The 20,642-nt window shown below is 52.2% G+C and carries 19 protein-coding genes; 8 read left to right on the forward strand and 11 right to left on the reverse strand.

Annotation, left to right across the window (positions count from 1 at the left end):
• Positions 1-122: 122 nt before the first annotated feature.
• Entirely contained in the window at positions 123-887 is a 765-nt protein-coding gene (locus tag V2154_RS10190; RefSeq protein WP_353502138.1) for a DUF481 domain-containing protein, read from the reverse strand.
• A gap of 505 nt (positions 888-1,392) precedes the next feature.
• On the opposite strand from V2154_RS10190, the gene nadE reads away from it, so the two are divergent.
• Together nadE and V2154_RS10200 are read left to right on the forward strand one after the other, a co-directional pair.
• A complete protein-coding gene (gene nadE / locus V2154_RS10195; RefSeq protein ID WP_353502139.1) occupies positions 1,393-2,223 on the forward strand; it encodes an NAD(+) synthase in 831 nt (276 codons plus the stop codon).
• A gap of 152 nt (positions 2,224-2,375) precedes the next feature.
• Complete coding sequence (locus V2154_RS10200; RefSeq protein ID WP_353502140.1) at positions 2,376-3,566, forward strand: multidrug effflux MFS transporter; 1,191 nt, start codon at positions 2,376-2,378, stop codon at positions 3,564-3,566.
• A 22-nt stretch (positions 3,567-3,588) separates the two neighbouring features.
• Here V2154_RS10200 and dadX read toward each other — a convergent pair whose 3' ends face one another.
• Together dadX and V2154_RS10210 are read right to left on the reverse strand one after the other, a co-directional pair.
• Positions 3,589-4,662: a catabolic alanine racemase DadX gene (dadX, locus tag V2154_RS10205; RefSeq protein ID WP_353502141.1), complete on the reverse strand. Its 1,074-nt coding sequence runs from the start codon at positions 4,660-4,662 to the stop codon at positions 3,589-3,591.
• A gap of 74 nt (positions 4,663-4,736) precedes the next feature.
• Positions 4,737-6,038, reverse strand: a complete 1,302-nt coding sequence (locus V2154_RS10210) for a D-amino acid dehydrogenase (RefSeq protein ID WP_353502142.1) — start codon at positions 6,036-6,038, stop codon at positions 4,737-4,739.
• Positions 6,039-6,584: 546 nt separating this feature from the next.
• Here V2154_RS10210 and V2154_RS10215 point away from each other — a divergent pair.
• Entirely contained in the window at positions 6,585-8,120 is a 1,536-nt protein-coding gene (locus V2154_RS10215) for a SpoVR family protein (protein WP_353502143.1), read from the forward strand.
• Between the two features lie 94 nt (positions 8,121-8,214).
• Here the strand turns inward: V2154_RS10215 and fadR are convergent, their stop codons facing one another.
• On the reverse strand, positions 8,215-8,934 hold the full coding sequence (gene fadR, locus V2154_RS10220; RefSeq protein WP_353502144.1) for a fatty acid metabolism transcriptional regulator FadR: 720 nt from the start codon (positions 8,932-8,934) through the stop codon (positions 8,215-8,217).
• Between the two features lie 242 nt (positions 8,935-9,176).
• Between fadR and nhaB the strand changes: the two genes are divergently transcribed.
• Positions 9,177-10,748, forward strand: coding sequence for a sodium/proton antiporter NhaB (gene nhaB, locus V2154_RS10225; RefSeq protein WP_353502145.1), 1,572 nt, complete (start codon positions 9,177-9,179; stop codon positions 10,746-10,748).
• 194 nt (positions 10,749-10,942) lie between these two features.
• Complete coding sequence (gene dsbB / locus V2154_RS10230; protein ID WP_034790680.1) at positions 10,943-11,473, forward strand: disulfide bond formation protein DsbB; 531 nt, start codon at positions 10,943-10,945, stop codon at positions 11,471-11,473.
• A 72-nt stretch (positions 11,474-11,545) separates the two neighbouring features.
• Here dsbB and V2154_RS10235 read toward each other — a convergent pair whose 3' ends face one another.
• The 5 genes from V2154_RS10235 to V2154_RS10255 form a co-directional block, all read right to left on the reverse strand.
• Positions 11,546-11,983, reverse strand: a complete 438-nt coding sequence (locus tag V2154_RS10235; RefSeq protein WP_353502146.1) for a hypothetical protein — start codon at positions 11,981-11,983, stop codon at positions 11,546-11,548.
• A 502-nt stretch (positions 11,984-12,485) separates the two neighbouring features.
• Complete coding sequence (ycgN, locus tag V2154_RS10240) at positions 12,486-12,935, reverse strand: cysteine cluster protein YcgN (RefSeq protein ID WP_353502147.1); 450 nt, start codon at positions 12,933-12,935, stop codon at positions 12,486-12,488.
• A 122-nt stretch (positions 12,936-13,057) separates the two neighbouring features.
• Positions 13,058-13,714 carry a fumarylacetoacetate hydrolase family protein gene (locus V2154_RS10245; protein ID WP_353502148.1) on the reverse strand — a complete coding sequence of 219 codons (657 nt, stop codon included), beginning with the start codon at positions 13,712-13,714 and terminating at the stop codon, positions 13,058-13,060.
• 22 nt (positions 13,715-13,736) lie between these two features.
• Positions 13,737-14,891, reverse strand: coding sequence for a lytic murein transglycosylase (locus tag V2154_RS10250; RefSeq protein WP_353502149.1), 1,155 nt, complete (start codon positions 14,889-14,891; stop codon positions 13,737-13,739).
• Between the two features lie 119 nt (positions 14,892-15,010).
• On the reverse strand, positions 15,011-15,283 hold the full coding sequence (locus V2154_RS10255; RefSeq protein ID WP_353502150.1) for a YcgL domain-containing protein: 273 nt from the start codon (positions 15,281-15,283) through the stop codon (positions 15,011-15,013).
• A gap of 136 nt (positions 15,284-15,419) precedes the next feature.
• Between V2154_RS10255 and minC the strand changes: the two genes are divergently transcribed.
• From minC to minE, 3 genes are read left to right on the forward strand one after another with little or no spacing between them, the layout of a single operon-like run.
• A complete protein-coding gene (gene minC / locus V2154_RS10260) occupies positions 15,420-16,109 on the forward strand; it encodes a septum site-determining protein MinC (protein ID WP_034790690.1) in 690 nt (229 codons plus the stop codon).
• 24 nt (positions 16,110-16,133) lie between these two features.
• Positions 16,134-16,946, forward strand: coding sequence for a septum site-determining protein MinD (gene minD / locus V2154_RS10265; protein ID WP_353502151.1), 813 nt, complete (start codon positions 16,134-16,136; stop codon positions 16,944-16,946).
• A 3-nt stretch (positions 16,947-16,949) separates the two neighbouring features.
• Positions 16,950-17,219 carry a cell division topological specificity factor MinE gene (gene minE / locus V2154_RS10270; RefSeq protein ID WP_353502152.1) on the forward strand — a complete coding sequence of 90 codons (270 nt, stop codon included), beginning with the start codon at positions 16,950-16,952 and terminating at the stop codon, positions 17,217-17,219.
• Between the two features lie 337 nt (positions 17,220-17,556).
• Here the strand turns inward: minE and rnd are convergent, their stop codons facing one another.
• Positions 17,557-18,678, reverse strand: a complete 1,122-nt coding sequence (gene rnd, locus V2154_RS10275; RefSeq protein ID WP_353502153.1) for a ribonuclease D — start codon at positions 18,676-18,678, stop codon at positions 17,557-17,559.
• A 128-nt stretch (positions 18,679-18,806) separates the two neighbouring features.
• The gene (gene fadD, locus V2154_RS10280; RefSeq protein ID WP_353502154.1) at positions 18,807-20,504 is read right to left on the reverse strand and encodes a long-chain-fatty-acid--CoA ligase FadD; all 1,698 of its coding nucleotides are present in this window, start codon (positions 20,502-20,504) and stop codon (positions 18,807-18,809) included.
• Between the last annotated feature and the right edge of the window lie 138 nt (positions 20,505-20,642).

Below are 20,642 nucleotides of genomic sequence, written 5' to 3' on the forward strand. Positions count from 1 at the left end.
CGGCTATTATTGGCAGTTAGCCTGATTGCAGGTAATAAAAAAGCCAGCCGATTGCTCCGCTGGCTTTTAAAACTCAAACTATTAACGACTTAATAAACTGGGGTAGCTTATTAATAGCGAACTTATAAACCGTAAACCAAATTGATTGAGGTCACAGTGTCGGTTTTATCCGGCGCACTGGCTGGTGGTTTGGTGTTGTAAGTCACGTCGTAAGCCAGTTTCAGAGAAAAATGATTGTTGATAGCAACCGTCAACGCCGTCTCTGAGTTATAGGTGGTTTCGTCGTTCGCTAAGACAGACAGGCCTTGGGTAAATTTAGCCGTGTCGCTGATTTTGTAGCTGTAAGCGCCAGATGCGTAAGCCAAAGCACGAGTCGAGTTACCGCCCTGCTCGAACTCATCGTGACGAACACCCGGACCGGCTTCCAGGTTCAGCGTGTGTACCGGACCACTCCAGATCTGACGACCGTAACCGACTGCACCGACATCGCGCGCGCGATAGCCGTTATAGCGGTCACTCAGCCAGCTGCCCTGACCGAACACATAATTATTGTCATCCAGGTTGTAGCGGCTACGCGCGCCAGCCTGATATTTCTCGGATGAACGCACACCGGAAGAAGAAGTGTTGCGTGCTGAACCCCAGATACTGTTAGCAGTATTGGTGTTGAACCACGTCATGGTGGTGTCAGCGCTCAGAGATGAGTTAGTGGTGTTACCGGTTTGCGCGGTATAACCCGCCTGAATATTGCCTTCAAACGGCTTTTTCGCCGTAGCAGGATCGTCCAGCGCGGTGAAAATAGTGGTGTCTGCCAAACTTGAAATACTGAACAGCGCAGCTCCGCAAACTACCGCGCAAGCTGGTAAACGACGAACAACCCGAAAAAACATTTTGCTTCCCCAATCGACTTAAGGCAAATAGTACAAGGTGGCCCAAGATGATTTAACTCTGGATCCCCTACACATTGAGATAACTGCATATCGAAATAATTTTGCCGTTCATTTAGGTCCTTTAAGCAAACCTGGCAATTCCCTTCAATAACGCACGAACTGATACATACTGGTTAAACCCGCAACGAATATACAGCACATAGTGGCTAATATCCTTTTTTAACCGGACTTTTTAGAGTGTTCCGAGTGACAAATATTTCCTGAAATAGAACCAAACGTAATCATTACAATTTGTTTCCATATTCTGAGCTTGCGCCCTTGAAAATTGTTTTAACCCGTTTCCCATTTTGGGCGCTCAACGTTTTCCACCCCAAGACTGCACAGATTTCGGCCGAACCGGATGCGCTATCTTGTCCTTTTGAACGAGGCGAGTTAGCTTTAGACCTGTTGAAAATATCTTATTGCGCCGCGAGTTCCTCGACGGCTGCCTTCAGGAGGAGTGGTCATGGCTTTACAACAAGAAATCATTCAGGCTTTGCACGTCAAACCGCAAATAGACGCGGCACAAGAAGTTCGCACCAGCGTCGATTTTCTAAAAAGTTATTTGCTGGCCCATCCCTTTATTAAATCTTTGGTACTGGGCATCAGCGGCGGGCAGGATTCTACTCTTACCGGTAAACTTTGCCAAACGGCAATTAGTGAATTACGTGCGGAAACCTCAGATGAGAGCTATCAGTTCATCGCCGTGCGTCTGCCTTATGGCGTGCAGGCCGATGAATCAGACTGCATTGACGCCATCGACTTTATCAAACCCGATCAGGTATTGACGGTAAATATCAAAAATGCGGTATTAGCCAGCGAAGCGACTCTGCGCGAAATCGGTATCGAATTAAGCGATTTCATCAAAGGGAATGAGAAGGCGCGTGAACGTATGAAGGCGCAATACAGCATCGCCGGGATGAAAAAAGGCGTGGTGGTCGGCACCGACCACGCGGCAGAGGCCGTGACCGGCTTCTTCACCAAGTACGGCGACGGCGGCACTGACATCAACCCTATCTTCCGCCTGAACAAGCGTCAGGGCAAAGCCCTGCTCAAGCACCTCGGCTGCCCAGAGCATCTTTATACCAAAGCCCCGACCGCCGATTTGGAAGAGAACCGCCCTTCGCTGCCGGACGAAGTCGCGCTGGGCGTCACCTATGAGCTGATTGACGACTATCTGGAAGGCAAAACCATTGACCAGAAAGCCGCATCAACCATCGAGGGCTGGTATCTGCGCACCGAGCATAAACGCCAGCCGCCGGTTACCGTGTTTGATGATTTCTGGAAAAAGAAATAAGACTTCTATTACGACCAACCCTCTGACGGGCACCCCAGGGTGTCCGTTTTTTTATCCAGCAGTGCCTCTATAATTGTTTAACAATTCCTTTCCATCGCGGGATGAAATCATTACCCTTAGCCTCCCTTCGAACACGGACTGTGATGTTTTATATGCAAAAATTCCTTTTCCTGCTGTTAACGCTGGTCCTGCTTGGACCACTGGGGATTGATCTCTATCTCCCTGCTATCCCGGCGATTGCCAAGGGATTGAACAGCGCAGAAACCATTATCCAATCTTCTATTTCGCTGTTTATTTTAGTGATGGGGCTGGGGCAACTGATTGCCGGGCCATTGGTTGACCGCTACGGCCGCCGCCCGATCGCCATTATTGGCGTGATCGTCTATTTGGTTGGCGCCATTGTCGCCGCCACGGCGGAGACGGCGTTTATGTTTATGTTCTCCCGCGTGATTCAGGGGCTGGCGGTCTGCTGTACCTCGGTGGTGGTGTTTAGCAGCGTGCGCGACCGAATGAGTGGCGATGACGCGGCCCGCGCCTACGGCTTCCTCAACGGCACGCTGAACATCATTCCGGCGCTGGCGCCGCTGATTGGCGGCCTGATTGCCCAGTTCTTTGGTTGGCGCGCGCCCTTCTGGGCGCTATGTGGCTATAGCATACTGATTCTGGCACTGGTGCTGTTCAAACTGCCGGAGACGCGCCCTGCTGACACCCAGTCCGGCGGCCTGCCGTTCAAACAGTACGCCCGGATCCTGTTCAACAAACGCTTCATCACCTTCGCCGCGGTCAACGCCGGAGCGATGGGCATGGCCCTGACCTATGTCTCTCTGGCTCCGACGGTGCTGATGAGCCAGGCGGGACTGACGCCGTTCGAGTTTTCGCTGGTCTTCGGCGCAAACGGATTTTGGATCATGGCGGTCAGCTTTATCGCTAACCGTATTATTCAGAAGGTGGGACGCCCGGTCTGTCTGGCTTCCGGCGCGTTGTTAATGTTCCTCGGCTGTGCGGGATTACTGGCGGGCTTAACCCTTATCGCCCCGGAACAGCAGCACGCCACTTGTCTGTATATGCTGCCCGTCGCCAGCGCCTGCGCAGGTTTGGCTTTCCTGATTGGGCCAGCCACCAGCTACGCGCTGGAGCCGTTTTCCAATGAAGCGGGCGTGGCCTCGGCATTGGTGGGTTCTGTACAGATGGCGGGAGGCGCGCTGTTTGGCTTTATCGCCATGGCGTTGCCGCTGCAGCCGAAACTGAGTTTGGCACTGGTGATGCTGGCGGGAGGCTGTCTGGCGCTGTTAGCACGTCGCGCCAGTAAGAAATCAGCGGGCCGCTTGACCCGCCTTGGTTAATAAGAAACTTATGTCACTCGATTCAGTCAACTAACCTGACCGGGACTCTTGGCGCTAAGGCTGACAACAGCTCATAGCCCAGGGTTCCGGCCACGGTCGCCACATCGTCAACCGGCAGGTTGGCTCCCCACAGCTCAACCTTCGACCCTATGGCGGCATGCGGGCATGGCGTTAGGTCGACCATAATCATATCCATCGACACTGTGCCAACGGTTTGCGTCATCACCCCATCCACCCATACCGGCGTGCCGCTCGGCGCGTGGCGCGGATAACCGTCGGCATAGCCACAGGCGATGATGCCAATGCGCTGCTCGCTCGCCGCGCGATAGCGGCCGCTGTAGCCCACGCGGTCGCCCGCCCGCAACTGCTGGGTGGCGATAATTTCGGTGCTCAGGGTCATCACCGGTTTCAGCCCGCTGTCGGCGATATCCCGCCATTTGCCACTCGGCGACGCGCCGTAGAGAATAATGCCCGGACGGACCCAGTCATAATGGGTTTCGGGGTACCACAGCGTCGCCGCCGAGTTAGCCAGCGATCTTGGGCCTGAGATGTTCTCCCCGGCGGCAAGGATCTGTGTCATCTGCCCCTCGACGCCTTCCGGGCCGTCGGCGTGAGCAAAGTGGCTCATCAGGGTAATTTCGCCGACCTGCGGCAAAGCCTTCAGCGCGTGCCACGCGGCCTCAACCTTTTCCGGCATGAAGCCCAGTCGGTTCATGCCGCTGTTAATCTTCAAATAAACATTGATTGGCGCGCCAGGCTTGGCCTGCTTGATGGCGTCAATCTGCCAGTCGCTGTGCACGGCGGTGGTCAGGCGATATTGATCAATCGCCTCGAGATCGGCCGGTGAGAAGAAGCCTTCCAGCAGCAGAATCGGCCCCTGCCAGCCCGACTCGCGCAGCAAAACGGCTTCTTTAAAATCGAGCAAACCAAAGCCGTCAGTGGCCGATAGGCCTCTCAGCACATGCTCAACGCCGTGGCCATAAGCATTGGCTTTGACCACCGACCAGACTTTACTGCGTGGCGCGAAACGGCGGATAACCTGCAAATTATTGGATAACGCAGAAAGTGACAACGTAGCGGAAATCGGGCGTGGCATACAGTCTCCAGAGGCGAATCAATGAGCCGGTCTTCCAATAACGCCTGCTGACCGGCTCAACATTGAATGGGCTATTAGCCGATAGGATGCATTTTATGAATGTTTGGATGCGTCGCGGCGAAGTCCGGGCTGTAACGCTCTACGGCTAAATCGTCGGCCGGAATAGCCGGGGTCACGCCGGTGATAATGTCCGACAGCAGCTGGCCGGAGCCACAGGCCATGGTCCACCCGAGCGTACCGTGGCCGGTATTCAGGTAGAGATTTTTCAGGCGCGTTTTACCGACGATCGGCGTGCCGTCTGGGGTCATTGGGCGCAGGCCGGTCCAGAAGGAAGCTTGCTCGACGTTGCCGCCGTTCGGGTAGAGGTCGCGCACCACCATCTCCAGCGTTTCGCGGCGAGCCTTCGCCAGCTGGGTGTTGAAGCCGACGATTTCCGCCATGCCGCCGACGCGAATACGGTCGTCAAAACGGGTGATGGCGATTTTGTAGGTTTCATCCAGCACGGTGGAGAATGGCGCGGAGGCCGGGTCAGTGATTGGAATAGTCAGCGAGTAGCCCTTCAACGGATAGACCGGGATCGAGACTAAATCTTGCAACAGGGCCGTCGAGTAGGAGCCGAAAGCCACTACATAGGCGTCGCCTTTGACCACTTCCGCGCCGCACTGCACGCCAGTGACCTGACCATTTTCCACCAGCAGCTTGTCGACGCTGCGGTTAAATTCAAATACCACGCCCGCCTGACGCGCCATTTCAGCCAGTTGACGAGTAAACAGCTGGCAGTCACCGGTTTCATCATTCGGCAAGCGCAGGCCGCCGGTAAGCTTATGCGCCACCTGAGCCAAAGCAGGTTCAACCGTCGCCAGCTGGCTGGATTCCAGCAGTTGGTAAGGCACGCCCGCCTCTTCCAGCACGGCAATGTCTTTCGACGCACTTTCGAACTGCTGGGCGGTGCGGAACAGCTGTAATGTCCCGCCCTGACGGCCTTCGTACTGAATACCGGTCTCTTCGCGCAGTGCTTTCAGGCAGTCACGGCTATACTCTGCCAGTCTTACCATGCGGCTTTTATTGGTCTGGTAGTGGTCCATGTTGCAGTTACGCAGCATCTGCCACATCCATTTCAGCTGGAAGCTACTGCCGTCGAGGCGGATCGCCAGCGGCGCGTGGCGCTGGAACATCCACTTAATCGCCTTTAATGGCACGCCTGGCGCAGCCCAAGGGGCAGCATAACCGGGAGAGATTTGCCCGGCATTCCCCGCGCTAGTCTCTTCCGCCGGTCCGGCTTGTCTGTCAATGACCGTCACCTGATGTCCGGCCTTTGCCAAATACCAGGCACTGGCAACACCAACCACTCCACTGCCCAAAATAACCACGCGCATACTCGACTCCAATCAAAGGCAATATAAAGCATAATATTCTGTGAGACGGAAACTAACCTGACAGCGGCCAATTGCCAACACCTGCGGCGAAAACCGCGATGGATTTCACAATTATTTATCCTGTATCTACCTCTATTTTTCAACAGTCACATAAAAATAACAATATCCCCCAACCCCGCGCCCTATGCTGTTCAAAGCAGCGGCATATTGCGGCAGTCGCGATAAACCATCACTTTCAGCACGAGCAGTTAACCCGAGATTCTTTTTGTTATTTAAAACCAAACAAAAGGCAATTTTGCAGAACAATCCTCTAAAGATTGAGTTATGGGAAATATTGTCTGAATTCATCGTAGCGATTGACTGTTTTATGCCATAAGCGTTTGATGAAGCTGTCGGCTTGATAGCAATAATTCATGCTTATTAAACCAGCGCTATCTGCATAACCAACAGATTGAGCTACGATTATCTATGGGCGCACAAATTTCGTAATAAACAGTTCTGAATCAAACACTCTGTTGCGTCCGTAACTGAATGAGGGTGCGGCTTATGACGACAAAGACCCAAGATTTTAAAATGGCAGACCAGCGTCTGAGCGATGGACCGGACTGGACGTTTGATCTATTGCAGACCTATCTCGAAGAGATTGACCGGGTCGCGAAGTCTTACCGACTTGATACTTATCCGCATCAAATTGAAGTCATCACCTCCGAACAAATGATGGATGCGTATTCAAGCATTGGCATGCCTATCAACTATACACACTGGTCGTTTGGTAAGAAATTTATCGAAACCGAGCAGCGCTATAAGCAGGGGCAGCAGGGTCTGGCTTACGAAATCGTCATCAACTCCAACCCTTGTATCGCCTACTTGATGGAAGAGAACACCATGACCATGCAAGCGCTGGTGATGGCGCATGCCTGCTATGGGCACAACTCGTTCTTCAAAAATAACTACCTGTTCCGCAGCTGGACCGACGCCAGCTCAATTGTCGATTACCTGCTGTTTGCACGCCGTTACATCAGCCAGTGCGAGGAGCGTTACGGCGTAGAGGAAGTTGAGCGCCTGCTCGACTCTTGCCACGCGTTGATGAATTACGGCGTCGATCGCTACAAGCGCCCACAGAAAATCTCACTGCAAGAAGAGAAAGCGCGTCAGGAAAGTCGCGAGGCTTACCTGCAAAGTCAGGTTAACTCGCTGTGGAAGACGCTGCCGCGTAAAGACAGCGTGGACGCGCCCGAGCAGGCCCGCCGTTTCCCTTCCGAGCCGCAGGAAAACATTCTCTATTTCATGGAGAAAAATGCCCCGCTGCTCGAACCTTGGCAGCGCGAGATCCTGCGCATCGTGCGTAAAATCAGCCAATATTTCTATCCGCAGAAACAGACTCAGGTGATGAACGAGGGCTGGGCGACCTTCTGGCACTACACCATCCTCAATCATCTGTATGACGAAGGTAAAGTGTCGGACAAATTCATTCTGGAATTCCTGCACAGCCACACCAACGTGGTGTTCCAGCCGCCTTATAATAGCCCGTACTACAGCGGCATAAACCCTTACGCGCTGGGCTTCGCCATGTTCCAGGACCTCAAGCGAATCTGTCAGTCGCCAACGGAAGAGGACAGGTATTGGTTCCCGGACATCGCCGGTTCAGACTGGCTCGACACGCTGCATTTTGCGATGCGCGATTTTAAAGACGAAAGCTTTATTAGCCAGTTCTTGTCGCCAAAAGTGATGCGCGACTTCAAGCTGTTTACCGTGCTCGACGATGACCGAAATAATTATCTGGAAATCGCCGCTATTCACAATGAAGAGGGATATCGGGCGATACGCGAGGAGTTATCAGCGCAGTATAACCTGAGCCATCATGAGCCGAATATTCAAGTGTGGAACGTGGATTTGCGCGGCGACCGCTCGCTGACCCTGCGCTATATTCCGCAGGATCGCGCCCCGCTGGATAAAAGCCGTCGCGAAGTGATGAAGCACATTCATCGCCTATGGGGCTTTGACGTGTTTATGGAGCAGTTAAATGAGGACGGCAGCGTCGAGCTTCTTGAACGCTGCCCGCCAAGGCCAGCGCCGCTTTAACGGTTCATCTCATCCACCACTGCCTCTCAGCCAGCAAAAAGGGCGCCTAGGCGCCCTTTTCTTTTACTGCGACTAACTGCTGTCTACAGCGAGATTAGCGTTTCTTGTCGGTCAAATCGCCCGGCATGGTGCTTTGCATGCTGTGCCAGATTTCACCACTTTGGCGGCCATATTCGCGCACGCAGTCAACCACCTGATCGTAGCTCTTCTCTTCGCAAATGCGCGACAGGCGCTGATAAAAGGCAATCGCCAGTTTACGCGCTTCAGAGTTGGAGAAGTAATAACGGCCAACTCGGGTGTATAAACCGCGTAAACCATTAATAATCAAACCATAAATCGGATTGCCGGAAGCGAAAGCCAAACCACGGAAAATGCCGTAATCCAGCTCCATAAAGGCTTCAGCATTGTCAGAAACTTCATGCGCCTTAGCCAGAACTTGCTGAGTCTCTTCCGGGTTTTTGCGCATCGCGCGGCGGATAAAAATCGTCGCAATGTTGGTGCGAACCGACAACAGGTTATCAATCAACTGCGGGACGCTGGCGTGGTCCAAACGGGCTAGCGTTTCTAGGATATTAAGCCCTGACGTTTCCCAGAAGTTATTCACTTTGGTCGGTTTGCCGTGCTGAATGGTCAGCCAGCCGTCACGCGCAAGCCGTTGTAAAACCTCACGCAATGTGGTGCGCGTCACGCCAATTAACTCTGAAAGTTCGCGTTCGGCGGGAAGAATTGATCCCGGCGGGAAGCGGCTGTTCCAGATACTTTCTATAATGTACTCTTCGGCGAAACCGGCAGGACTCTGCGCCTTAATAACCATGGTGTTTACATTCCGTTTAGGACTTTTATTGGCGATATAATTCTGCTCATCATACCAGACGTAAATGGCATGTTATAGCGGCCTTTCCGAACTTATAGTGAAACTGTGCATAGGCCGTCAAAATTTTCCGATATTTAAGCAGTAATCACCTTATTTATGCAATTTGACTCGCATTGCTGAGTGGAATTACCTAGCCTAGTCAGTTGATTTTGCTGCATTACAAAAATGGAGACGTCCTTACCATGGACATGACTTTTCGACGCGCGTTCGTCAAAAACTTCCTCGGCCAGTCCCCCGATTGGTATAAATTAACCATTATTGGCTTCCTAATTCTTAACCCTATTATTTATTTTCTGGTGAGTCCTTTTCTTGCCGGCTGGCTGTTAGTCGTTGAGTTTATTTTCACGCTTGGCATGGCGTTAAAGTGCTACCCATTACAGCCCGGCGGCCTGCTGGCGATTGAAGCCGTGATGATCGGCATGACCAGTGCGGAGAGAATTAAAGAGCAGGTATTTTCCAATCTGGAAGTAATTTTGCTGCTGATCTTTATGGTCGCAGGCATCTACTTTATGAAGCAGTTGCTGCTCTTCGTGTTCACCAAGCTGCTGCTCAACATTCGCAGCAAAACCGCCCTTTCTCTCTCCTTCTGCCTGGCGGCGGCCTTTCTCTCCGCCTTCCTCGACGCCTTAACCGTGGTGGCGGTGGTGATCAGCGTCTCAGTCGGGTTCTACTCTATTTACCACCGCGTCGCCTCCAACGCCGGGGATCAGGCAGATGTCAACGATGACACTGGCTTCAGTGACTCCCAGCAGCATCAGCAGACGCTGGAACAGTTCCGCGCCTTCTTGCGCAGCCTGATGATGCACGCGGGCGTCGGCACCGCGCTGGGCGGCGTGATGACCATGGTTGGCGAGCCGCAAAACCTGATTATTGCTAAATCGGCGGGCTGGCAGTTCGCCGACTTCGCCCTGCGCGTCTCGCCAGTGTCGGTCCCGGTGTTCTTCTGCGGGCTGCTGGTCTGTTTTCTGGTGGAGCGCTTCAAGGTGTTTGGCTATGGCGCGGCACTTCCCGCCAACGTGTTTGATATTCTGAAAAAGTACGATCTGCAAAACGCCGCCAAAAGGGATAAGCAGGAGCGGATTAAACTCGCGGTACAGGCGGTGATTGGCGTCTGGCTGATTATCGCCCTGGCCTTTCATCTGGCGGAAGTGGGCCTGATTGGCCTGTCGGTGATTATCTTCGCGACCGCCCTGTGCGGCGTGACCGATGAACATGCCATCGGCAAAGCTTTTCAGGATGCGCTGCCCTTCACCGCCTTGCTGACGGTCTTTTTCGCGGTGGTGGCGGTGATCATCGAGCAGCATCTCTTCAGCCCGATCATCCACTTTGTGTTACGCGCCGAGCCAGCCAACCAGCTGTCGCTGTTCTATCTATTTAACGGCCTGCTCTCATCGGTGTCCGATAACGTGTTTGTCGGCACGGTCTATATCAATGAAGCCAAAACGGCGTTGGAGAATGGCGTCATCTCACTGGAGCAGTTCCAACTGTTGGCGGTCGCCATTAATACCGGCACCAATTTGCCGTCGGTGGCGACACCCAACGGTCAGGCTGCCTTCCTGTTCCTGCTCACCTCGGCCTTAGCCCCGCTGATTCGCCTGTCCTACGGGCGCATGGTGTGGATGGCCCTGCCTTACACCGTGGTGATGACGCTGGTCGGCTGGCTGTGTGTGCAATATCTGTTACCGGATTTAACCCAGTGGTTTATCGATATGCATTGGATAACTCTGCCTAATATCAAAGAAATTCTGCCTTAAGCGTGCGGAGATAAAGAAAAGATATCGGCGGTAAAAATGTTCAGGCATTCTGTGAAATGTAAACACTCTGACAGAATGAAAAAGTGTGTGTTTTTACTGCTATTTTTTTACATGAATTTTAATTCGGCAGGCTGGCAGCAAATGTGAATTCGTTTACACTGCTTGGCAGTTGCTTACTGCATGGAAACAAAACTATGTTGCAATATCTAAACCGCTGCTCCCAAGGGCGCGGTGCATGGCTGCTGTTAGCGTTAACTGCGCTGGTGTTAGAACTGGTTGCTCTTTATTTCCAACACGTCATGTTATTACAACCTTGCGTAATGTGTATTTATGAGCGTTGCGCACTGTTTGGCGTATTGGGTGCCGGAATTGTTGGTGCTATCGCACCTTCGACCTGGTTGCGCTATGCCGGTATTTTGATTTGGATTTACAGCGCCTACGAAGGGATCCGCCTGTCATGGGAACACACCATGATTCAGCTTCATCCTTCTCCGTTCGCCACCTGTGACTTCGCCGCCCGCTTCCCAAGCTGGTTGCCTCTCGACAAATGGTTGCCGTCCGTGTTCGTTGCTACCGGTGACTGTGCAGAGAAACAGTGGGAATTCCTGACTTTGGGTATGCCACAGTGGTTAGTGGTGGTGTTCAGCGTGTTTATGGTTATCGCTCTGCTGGTATTAATCGCGCAGTTCGTTAAACCAAAACGCCGTGACCTGTTCACTCGCTAATAACCCGATTCTGCATTAACGAAAAAGGCGCCTAAGGCGCCTTTTTTATTGCATGTGATATGACGCGAAAGTTTACTTGGTGCGCCACAAACGCAGTTGGCCGTACCAGCCGCTGTCAGTTTCATACTCCTGCGGAGTACCATCAGCCTGAATCACGGCTTCAGCCGAACGACCGGTCAGAGTACAAGCCAGGCTCACCTTCACATCTCTTTTGCCGTTGATCAGGTTAAGGTCGACGTATTCGTTAAACTGCAAAGCCGCCACCACTTTATTGTCCACGCGCACGTACAGCGGACAGGTTCTCTCGAAAGGCACCAGCGTCCACTGGTCGGCACGGTGCAGTCTCACTCGCGTTTTGCCCTTGTCCGCTTGCGGATCAACTTCTGCTTTGAGTCTCGGGTCAGTCTGGGTGATCACATCGGATTGAATCACCTGCGGCGCTGCCTGGTAGGGATTTTTCGCACAACCGGCGAGCATCAGCACGGCCAATGCGATAAAGGTTTTATTCATTTTGGTTTTCCTGAATTGACGAACCAATTGATATACAAAAAATTGATAGTCGAATCATAGCAGCGAGGAGAGCGAAGGCAATGTATCAAACGCGGATCACCGCTTTTTCACAAAATTCTGCCAGAAAAAGCGCCAATCGCCGATTTCTTGAGCAAGCATTATTTTAACGATACCTACAAAAAAAACACCTATCACTCAGCGTTTTAGTTGTTTACTAATTGATTAGCTTTAGACATAATCGCCGTCCACTTCATGTAGCAATGATTGGTAGGGCCCTGAGTTGTTTTCGAACACTCGGGGCCTTTTCTTTTTGGGTTTCCCTCCCCTTTGAATCCTCTTACTTCAGCTTCAGCAATGGCATGTCCGAAAGGTACCCACCCGGCGGCACGGGGTCTCATCATAAAGATGGCACCAGCTATTAAGAATGTTTAGTTCGATAAACAGAAAACCCGCCTTACGGGCGGGTTTTGCATAATGGCTTTGAGGCTGGAAAATATGGTTCTTACTTCGCCCAGCTAGGCTTATTTAAGATGTGGTCCTGCCAGTCCTCGACGTCGTCTTCGCGTACGGCGATGTAGCGCACGGAAATTTGCTCGGTGTGCATGGCGGATTTGGATGACTTATGCAGCAGCGGGTGCCATGGGAATAGCGGCTTACCCTCGCCTATGAGGCGATACGCGCAAGTTGGTGGCAACCAGTCGAAGGTCGTGAGGTTTTCACGGGTGAGTTTGATGCAATCCTCTTCCAGCGTGAAGCGGCGCTCGTAATTACGGCATTGGCAGGACTTAATGTTTAACTGGTTGCAGGCCACGTTGGTGAAATAGATTTCATCGGTGTCTTCGTCAATCAGCTTGTGCAGGCAGCATTGCCCGCAACCGTCGCACAACGCTTCCCACTCTTCGTCGGTCATTTCAGGCAGCGTTTTTTTCTGCCAAAAGTTGGGTTCAGTCATGGTGGCATCCGGTTCAAGTATAAAATGAGGGGGCTTATATAAACACTTTAGTGCAGAGATGCAAGTAAAGCCGCCCGAAATGTCTCCGGGCGACCCACTGTCTTGAGGTAGATCAGAAAGCGCTAAATAACGCGAGTGGTCACCGACTTGCCGTTAACCGCGACTTGGATAGTGTCGCCGCCGGCCATCGGGCCGACGCCCTGTGGCGTACCGGTGAGAATAATATCTCCCGCGCGCAGCGTGAAGAAACGACTCATATAGGCAATCAGGGGCAGGATCTTAGTCAACATATCCTGCGTGTTGCCACTCTGGCGCACTTCATTATTCACAATCAGCTGGAGATCAGCCGACTGGGCGTCCCCAAACTCACTGACCGGAATAAAACCGCTAATTGGGCAAGAGCCGTCGAAGCCTTTGGCTTTTTCCCATGGCTGCCCTGCCTTCTTGAAGCCTGCTTGCAGGTCACGCAGGGTTAAATCCAGCGCAACGCCGTAACCGGCAATGGCGTTCGCCACGCGATCTTCGCTGGCTTGCTTGAGCGGCGTGCCGATCAGCACCGCCAATTCCACTTCGTGATGCACCGAACCTAAGTTCTGCGGAATGGCAATCGGCTGGCGAATATCGCAGAGCGCGGTTTCTGGTTTGATAAACAGCACCGGCTCGGGCGCAACCTGACTGCCCATCTCTTTAATATGGTCGGCGTAGTTACTGCCAACACACACCACTTTATTCACCGGAAAATCAAGTAATGCACCATTCCAGTCACGGTGTTGATACATGGGAAGCTCCTGAAAGTGTCAGTCAGCCGCCAAAGGGATTACGCCCCGTCGGCGCCGGAGAGGTCGCAGCCGGATCTGAGTTTTGCTCAGCTGGTGCAGCCTGTGATTGTTGCGTGACGGCGTCTGCCATCATGCCGATGCTCAATGCGAAATAGGTCGAACGGTTCCAGCGCATTATTGTGCGGAAATTATCATAGACCAGGAAGGCGCGGCCTTGAAGGTCATCCGGGGTGATAATCCATGCGCGGGTGGCGTTAGAAGCCAGTGGGCTGCCATCTACCTGCGTCACGCCCTGCTGCTGCCAATAACTGGCCGGGTGCATCTGATTGTTCTTCAGGCCGGTTTTGCTGGCATCAAAGCCGGCAGGCAGTTTCACTTCCTGTCCCCAGCTCTGATTGGCTTTCCAGCCTTCGGTAGACAGGTAGTTAGCGGTGGAAGCAAAGACGTCGTCGGTATTGTTCCAAATATCGATTTTGCCGTCGCCGTCGCCATCAGCGCCGTAGTTTAGATAGGAGGACGGCATAAATTGCGACTGCCCCATGGCGCCCGCCCACGAGCCTTTCATCATGTCGCTGGTTGCGTGGCCGGAATCGACGATTTTCAATGCCGACATCAGCTCTTTAGTAAAGAAGGCTTCGCGGCGGCCTTCAAATGCCAAGGTGGCGAGGGCCGAGAAGACATCCTCTTTACCCTGAATCTTGCCGAAGTTGCTTTCCATAGCCCACAGCGCAACGATGTATTGCGGCTGCACGCCGTAACGCTGGCTGGCCTGAGTTAACGCAGGCAGGTTTTGCTGGTAGTTGATTCGCCCCTGCTCGATTTTGGCTTCAGGCAGAACGCGCTTGAGGTAATCGTCGAGGGTAATTTTCTTTTCGAGCTGGTTACGGTCGGAGTTAATTACCCGATCGATAAAGTGCACATTGGCAAAGGCGCTGTCGATAGTCGCCTGACTAATCCCCTGCTGGCGAGCCTGAGTTTTCAGTTGCTCAACGTAGCCTGGAAATTGAGCCGGGTCACGCCCCTGCTCGGCCAACGTGGTTTTCGCAGGCTTCTCTGCGGCAGGAGCCTGAGCCGCAGGGGCTTGGGCCGCCGGAGACGCGGGGGTAGCAACACTTTCCTTAGCACAACCACTCAGCGTTACGCTGGTAATAAGCACAGCCAGTACCGACAATTTCATCAATCTGTTCCTTTTATCAAAGCACTTACACGTTGTTTACAACCTGAATGAGCCAGAAGATGAATGCAACCCGACAGCTCTGAATTTACAAAAACCTACCCAGAAGGACAGTATTCGCTTTATTTTTCGCCGTTTTGCAGATGCATATTCAATAAACTTTCCATCGGCGGTGGCACTTGCAAATAATAGCCCTGCTCGAGGAGTGATTGTTTTACTTTCTCAATATCGGCGGTGGCTAACTTTTCTCTTTGCCCCAGATTAATCGACATTGAGAACTGCGGTTGGCCGAAACCTTGTAATAATTCTTCAGGAACGCGAGAGAAATCGTCTTTTTTTTCGACATACAGGTAAGTCTGGTCACGTTTGGTACTTCTATAGATCGCACAAAGCATTTTTTTAACTCTAATTTATTGAAACGGTGGCTTGCCTAGATATAACTGTAACTATAACATGCTTAACGTACATCGGAATATCGCCCCCCGAGTGGTATTCCGGGGATTTAAAGTTGCTGAGACTGAGTCAGGATAGATGTCACAATCGCCAATAGAACTAAAAGGCAGCAGTTTTACCTTATCGGTTGTTCATTTACATAGTTCACAACCTGAGGTTATTTATCAGGCGTTACAAGAAAAAGTGGAGCAAGCTCCTGCTTTTCTGAAAAATGCCCCTGTTGTTATCAACGTCGCTGCGCTGACTGGCGAAGCGAACTGGAAAGACATTCAACAGGCTGTCGCTTCTGCTGGTTTTCGCGTTGTGGGCATCAGTGGTTGTAAAGACGAGCGCCAAAAGCGCGCCATCTCTCGCACCGGCTTGCCGCTGCTGAGTGAAGGCCGTGCCCAACGCGTAGCCGCCGAGCCGCCTGCTCCTGTTGTACCAGACAATGCGCCAGCGAAAACTCGGATCATTAGTACCCCTATCCGGTCTGGCCAACAAATTTATGCCCGTAACAGCGATCTCATTGTGACCAGCAGTGTGAGCGCCGGTGCGGAACTTATTGCCGATGGTAACATCCACATATATGGCATGATGCGCGGCCGTGCGCTGGCCGGTGCCGCAGGTGATGCAAACTGTCAGATATTTTGCACGCACCTGGGGGCTGAGCTAGTCTCTATCGCAGGGCAGTACTGGTTGAGTGACCAAATCCCGTCCGACTATTATGGACAGGCAGCCCGCCTCAGCCTGTTAGATAACGTGTTAACCATACAACCTTTAAACTAAGCCCTTTTGACAAGGAATCCTTTCATGGCACGCATTATAGTTGTTACATCGGGTAAAGGGGGCGTTGGCAAGACCACTTCAAGCGCAGCCATTGCTACCGGTCTAGCTCAAAAAGGTAAAAAAACCGTTGTTATCGACTTCGATATCGGTTTGCGTAACCTTGACCTGATCATGGGCTGTGAGCGCCGCGTTGTTTATGATTTTGTTAACGTGATCCAAGGTGATGCCACGTTGAATCAAGCGCTTATCAAAGATAAACGCACTGACAACCTGTTCATTCTTCCTGCTTCCCAAACCCGTGACAAAGACGCATTAACTCGTGAAGGCGTAGAGAAAATTCTTAACGACCTTAACGACATGGAATTCGATTTCGTGGTCTGTGATTCACCCGCTGGTATCGAAACCGGTGCTCTGATGGCACTGTATTTCGCTGACGAAGCTGTGATCACCACCAACCCAGAAGTCTCTTCTGTACGTGACTCCGATCGCATTTTAGGTATTTTGTCTTCAAAATCCCGCCGCGCTGAGAAAGGCTTAGATCCAATCAAAGAACACCTGCTTCTGACTCGCTACAACCCAGGCCGTGTAAGCCGTGGTGACATGCTGAGCATGGAGGATGTGCTTGAAATCCTTCGCATTCCGTTGGTCGGCGTTATTCCTGAAGATCAGTCTGTACTGCGCGCGTCTAACCAAGGCGAGCCGGTCATTTTGGATCAGGAATCTGACGCAGGTAAGGCGTACGACGACACCGTCAGCCGTTTGCTTGGTGAAGAACGTGCGTTCCGTTTTATTGAGGAAGAGAAGAAGAGTTTCCTGAAACGCCTTTTTGGGGGATAAACCATGGCCTTGTTAGATTTCTTTCTGTCCCGTAAAAAGCCGACAGCCAATATAGCCAAGGAACGGCTACAGATCATCGTAGCAGAGCGACGCCGCGGGGACAGTGAACCCGCCTATCTGCCAGATCTGAAGCGTGATATTTTAGCGGTCATCTGTAAGTACATTCAGATTGACCCTGAAATGCTCAACGTGCAGTTTGAACAGAAAGGTGACGATATCTCGGTACTTGAGCTTAACGTGACGCTGCCGGACTCGGAAGAAGCGCCTAAATGACAGAGATGGACATGTTCTGTTTGAAGGCGTTTGCTTCAAAATAGCTGCCCCCTGTTCGTCAGGGGGTAACTGTATATTTATACAAGTTACTCGTTTCCGCTGTTAATATTCCATAAAACTCGATTGAGAGTTGTCCCATTCTTACTCACTTAACCTTGCCCTATTCTGCAATAATTGCTGACCCTAATTCGTGTAGTATCCCCCCTTATTTCATTCCGCTAAAAATACGTTTCTCGATAAATAAAAAAAGAGCAGAACCGGTCTGCCCTTCTTTAATTTGTGATTTATCTCAAACGCTATCTCAAAGCACGACTGTTTATTTATCAGCCGCTGGGTTTTAATAATCTTTGAGGATTTCCAGCAAGCGCGTTTTTAACAAATCACCGCGCCAACCGCTAATAATTTCCGGCTCGCTTTCTTTGGTTTTTAACTGCCAGTGCCAATTTAATAACTGGTTAATTTGGCGTCTTGAGGCTAATAGCTCGACGCTCAGGCCACTCTCTTCGCTCACGGTTTGAATAAGCGCTTTGATATCTTTGAACACCTTGCGGTAGCCCGGTTGGTCAATCAGGCTCGACAATGGTGCAGGCAGCTCCTGCTCGTCCATAGCATTGGCTTCGGCCACCAGCGCCAACAGCGTACGGCCGTGGTAGCGAATTTCCGGGCCGCTCAGGCCTAATGCTTCCAGCTCGCCTAGTGACGTCGGCTGATAGCGCGCCACCTGCCACAGATTCTCTTCTCTCACCACGAAGTTCACCGCCAGGTCGCGCTGGCGAGCCTGTGTTAAACGCCATGACGCCAGCTTCTGCAAACAGGCCAGTTGGCGCGGACGTAGCTGGAAAGCATTGGTGATGTCGAGATAAGCCTGCTCCGGCTGCAACACTTCAGCACGGCGGCGACACAGCGACAGGCACTCGTCCAGCGCGGCGTCCATCCAACCTGCTTCCTGCGTTTCACGCATCAACTGCTCGGCCAGTGGTAGCAGATACCACACGTCGGCCGCCGCGTATACGCACTGCTTTTCGCTCAGCGGGCGGGCAATCCAGTCAGTGCGCGACTCGCTTTTATCCAGCTCAACGCCCGTGGTTTCCGCCACTAAACGTGCAAAGCCGCAAGAGAGCGGACGACCGCTGAACGCCGCGAGGATCTGAGTATCAATCAGCGGAACGGGAAGCACGCCAAAAGCGTTGAGGAATACTTCGAGATCTTCACTGCCTGCATGGAGGAATTTCACCACGTTTGGGTTCACCAGCAGGTCAATAAAGGGCTGCCACGCGGTGATCGGCAGTGGGTCAATCAGGGTCAGCGTTTCACCATCAAACAGCTGGATCAGCCCTAACTGCGGGTAGTAGGTGCGGGTTCTGACGAACTCGGTATCAAGGGCAATCTGGCTATGAGCCTGAGCTTGCAAACAAACCTGCGCAAGCGCGTCATTAGTGGTAATCAACTGATAGTTCAAACTTTGATTCTCTTAATCATATACCCGCCTTCTGACTGTCAATCGAAGGATGGATATTATTGCGTAAAACGTAACGACGCCGGACTTAGCCGGCGTCGTGGGAATCTGCGTATGATGAACCTAATTCGCTAGGCCGCGCTCTGCTTTGCGTCTGGCTTAGGTTTTTTATGTTCATCACGGAGCTCACGACGAAGAATTTTGCCAACGTTCGACTTTGGCAGTTCATCGCGGAACTCAACAATCTTCGGCACTTTGTAACCCGTCAGCATGCGTCGACAATGCGCCAGCAGCTCTTCGCTGGTCAGCGACGGATCTTTCTTCACGACGCAGATCTTGACGATCTCCCCTGATGATTCGCTCTCCACGCCGATAGCGGCCACTTCGAGCACTTTCTCATGCTGGGAAACGATATCTTCAATCTCGTTAGGATAGACGTTGAAACCGGAGACCAGAATCATGTCTTTTTTACGATCAATGATGCGTAAAAAGCCCTGCTCGTCCACTGTAACGATATCGCCGGTTGAGAGCCAGCCATCTTTTAACACTTCATCCGTCGCTGAGGGGCGCTGCCAGTAGCCTAGCATCACCTGTGGCCCGCGAATTAACAGCTCGCCCGGCTCGCCGAAAGGCACTTCCTGGCCATTATCGTCGACAAGCTTCACCTCTGTCGATGGCACCGGCAAACCAATGCTGCCACTATAATGTTTCAAATCATAAGGGTTGCCCGCCACCAGCGGCGCGCACTCCGTCAGGCCATAACCCTCCAGCAGATGCTTGCCGGTGAGTTTTTCCCATTTATCCGCCACTGACTTCTGCACCGACATCCCGCCGCCCACAGACAGTCGCAGCGTGGAGAAATCCAGTTCGCGGAAATCTTCATTATTGAGCAACGCGTTGAATAATGTATTCACACCACTGATGGTGGTGAATGGATATTTCGCCAGCTCTTTCACCATTCCGGGTATATCCCTTGGATTGGTGATAAGCAGGCTGCGCCCGCCCATTTCGATAAACAGCAGACAGTTCACGGTGAGCGCGAATATATGGTAGAGCGGCAGCGCGGTAACCACTAAATCATGGCCGGGTTTAAGCAGCGGAGAATAGGCGGCTTTAGCTTGTTCGAGGTTGGCCTGCATATTCCGGTGGGTCAGCATCGCGCCTTTGGCCACGCCGGTCGTGCCGCCAGTATATTGCAGGAAAGCCAAATCGCTGTTGATAACATCCGGCTTAATATATTGCATCCGCCGCCCCTGTTGCAGGACGCTGCGAAATGAGATGGCATTTGGCAGATGATATTTCGGCACCAGCTTTTTGACGTATTTCACCACGAAGTTCACCAGCGTGCCTTTGGCGGCGGAGAGCTGGTCGCCCATGCGGGTCAAAATTACGTGTTTAACCTGGGTTTTGTAGACCACCTTTTCCAACGTGTGGGCAAAGTTGGACACGATGACAATGGCGCACGCGCCGCTGTCATTCAGCTGGTGTTCTAACTCACGCGGGGTGTAAAGCGGGTTAACGTTGACCACCACCAGCCCGGCGCGAAGCACGCCAAACAGGGCAATTGGGTACTGCAACAGGTTAGGCATCATCAGCGCAACGCGGTCGCCCTTCTTCAGCCCTAACTCATTTTGCAAGTAGGCGGCAAAAGCGCGACTGCGCTCTTCGAGCTTACGGAAGGTCATCACCTCGCCCATATTGATAAAGGCCGGGTTGTCCGCGAAACGCAGGGCAGCGTTTTCGAACATTTCGACCAATGAGCTATAGCGATCCGGGTCGATGTTCTCAGGAACATCAGAAGGGTAACGTTTTAGCCAGACCTTTTCCAAGGTATCACTCCTGCAATAATGTGCTGCTGCCATCTCAATATGACGAGTTTTATCATGCCTGTAACAATATTTTAACTCAGCTTACCAGTTGCGGTTCAAACAATGTTGAGGTTGAGAGGCTTGTCACTAATTTGTTGT

The organism is Ewingella sp. CoE-038-23 (genome assembly GCF_040419245.1).
Classification (GTDB): domain Bacteria; phylum Pseudomonadota; class Gammaproteobacteria; order Enterobacterales; family Enterobacteriaceae; genus Ewingella; species Ewingella allii.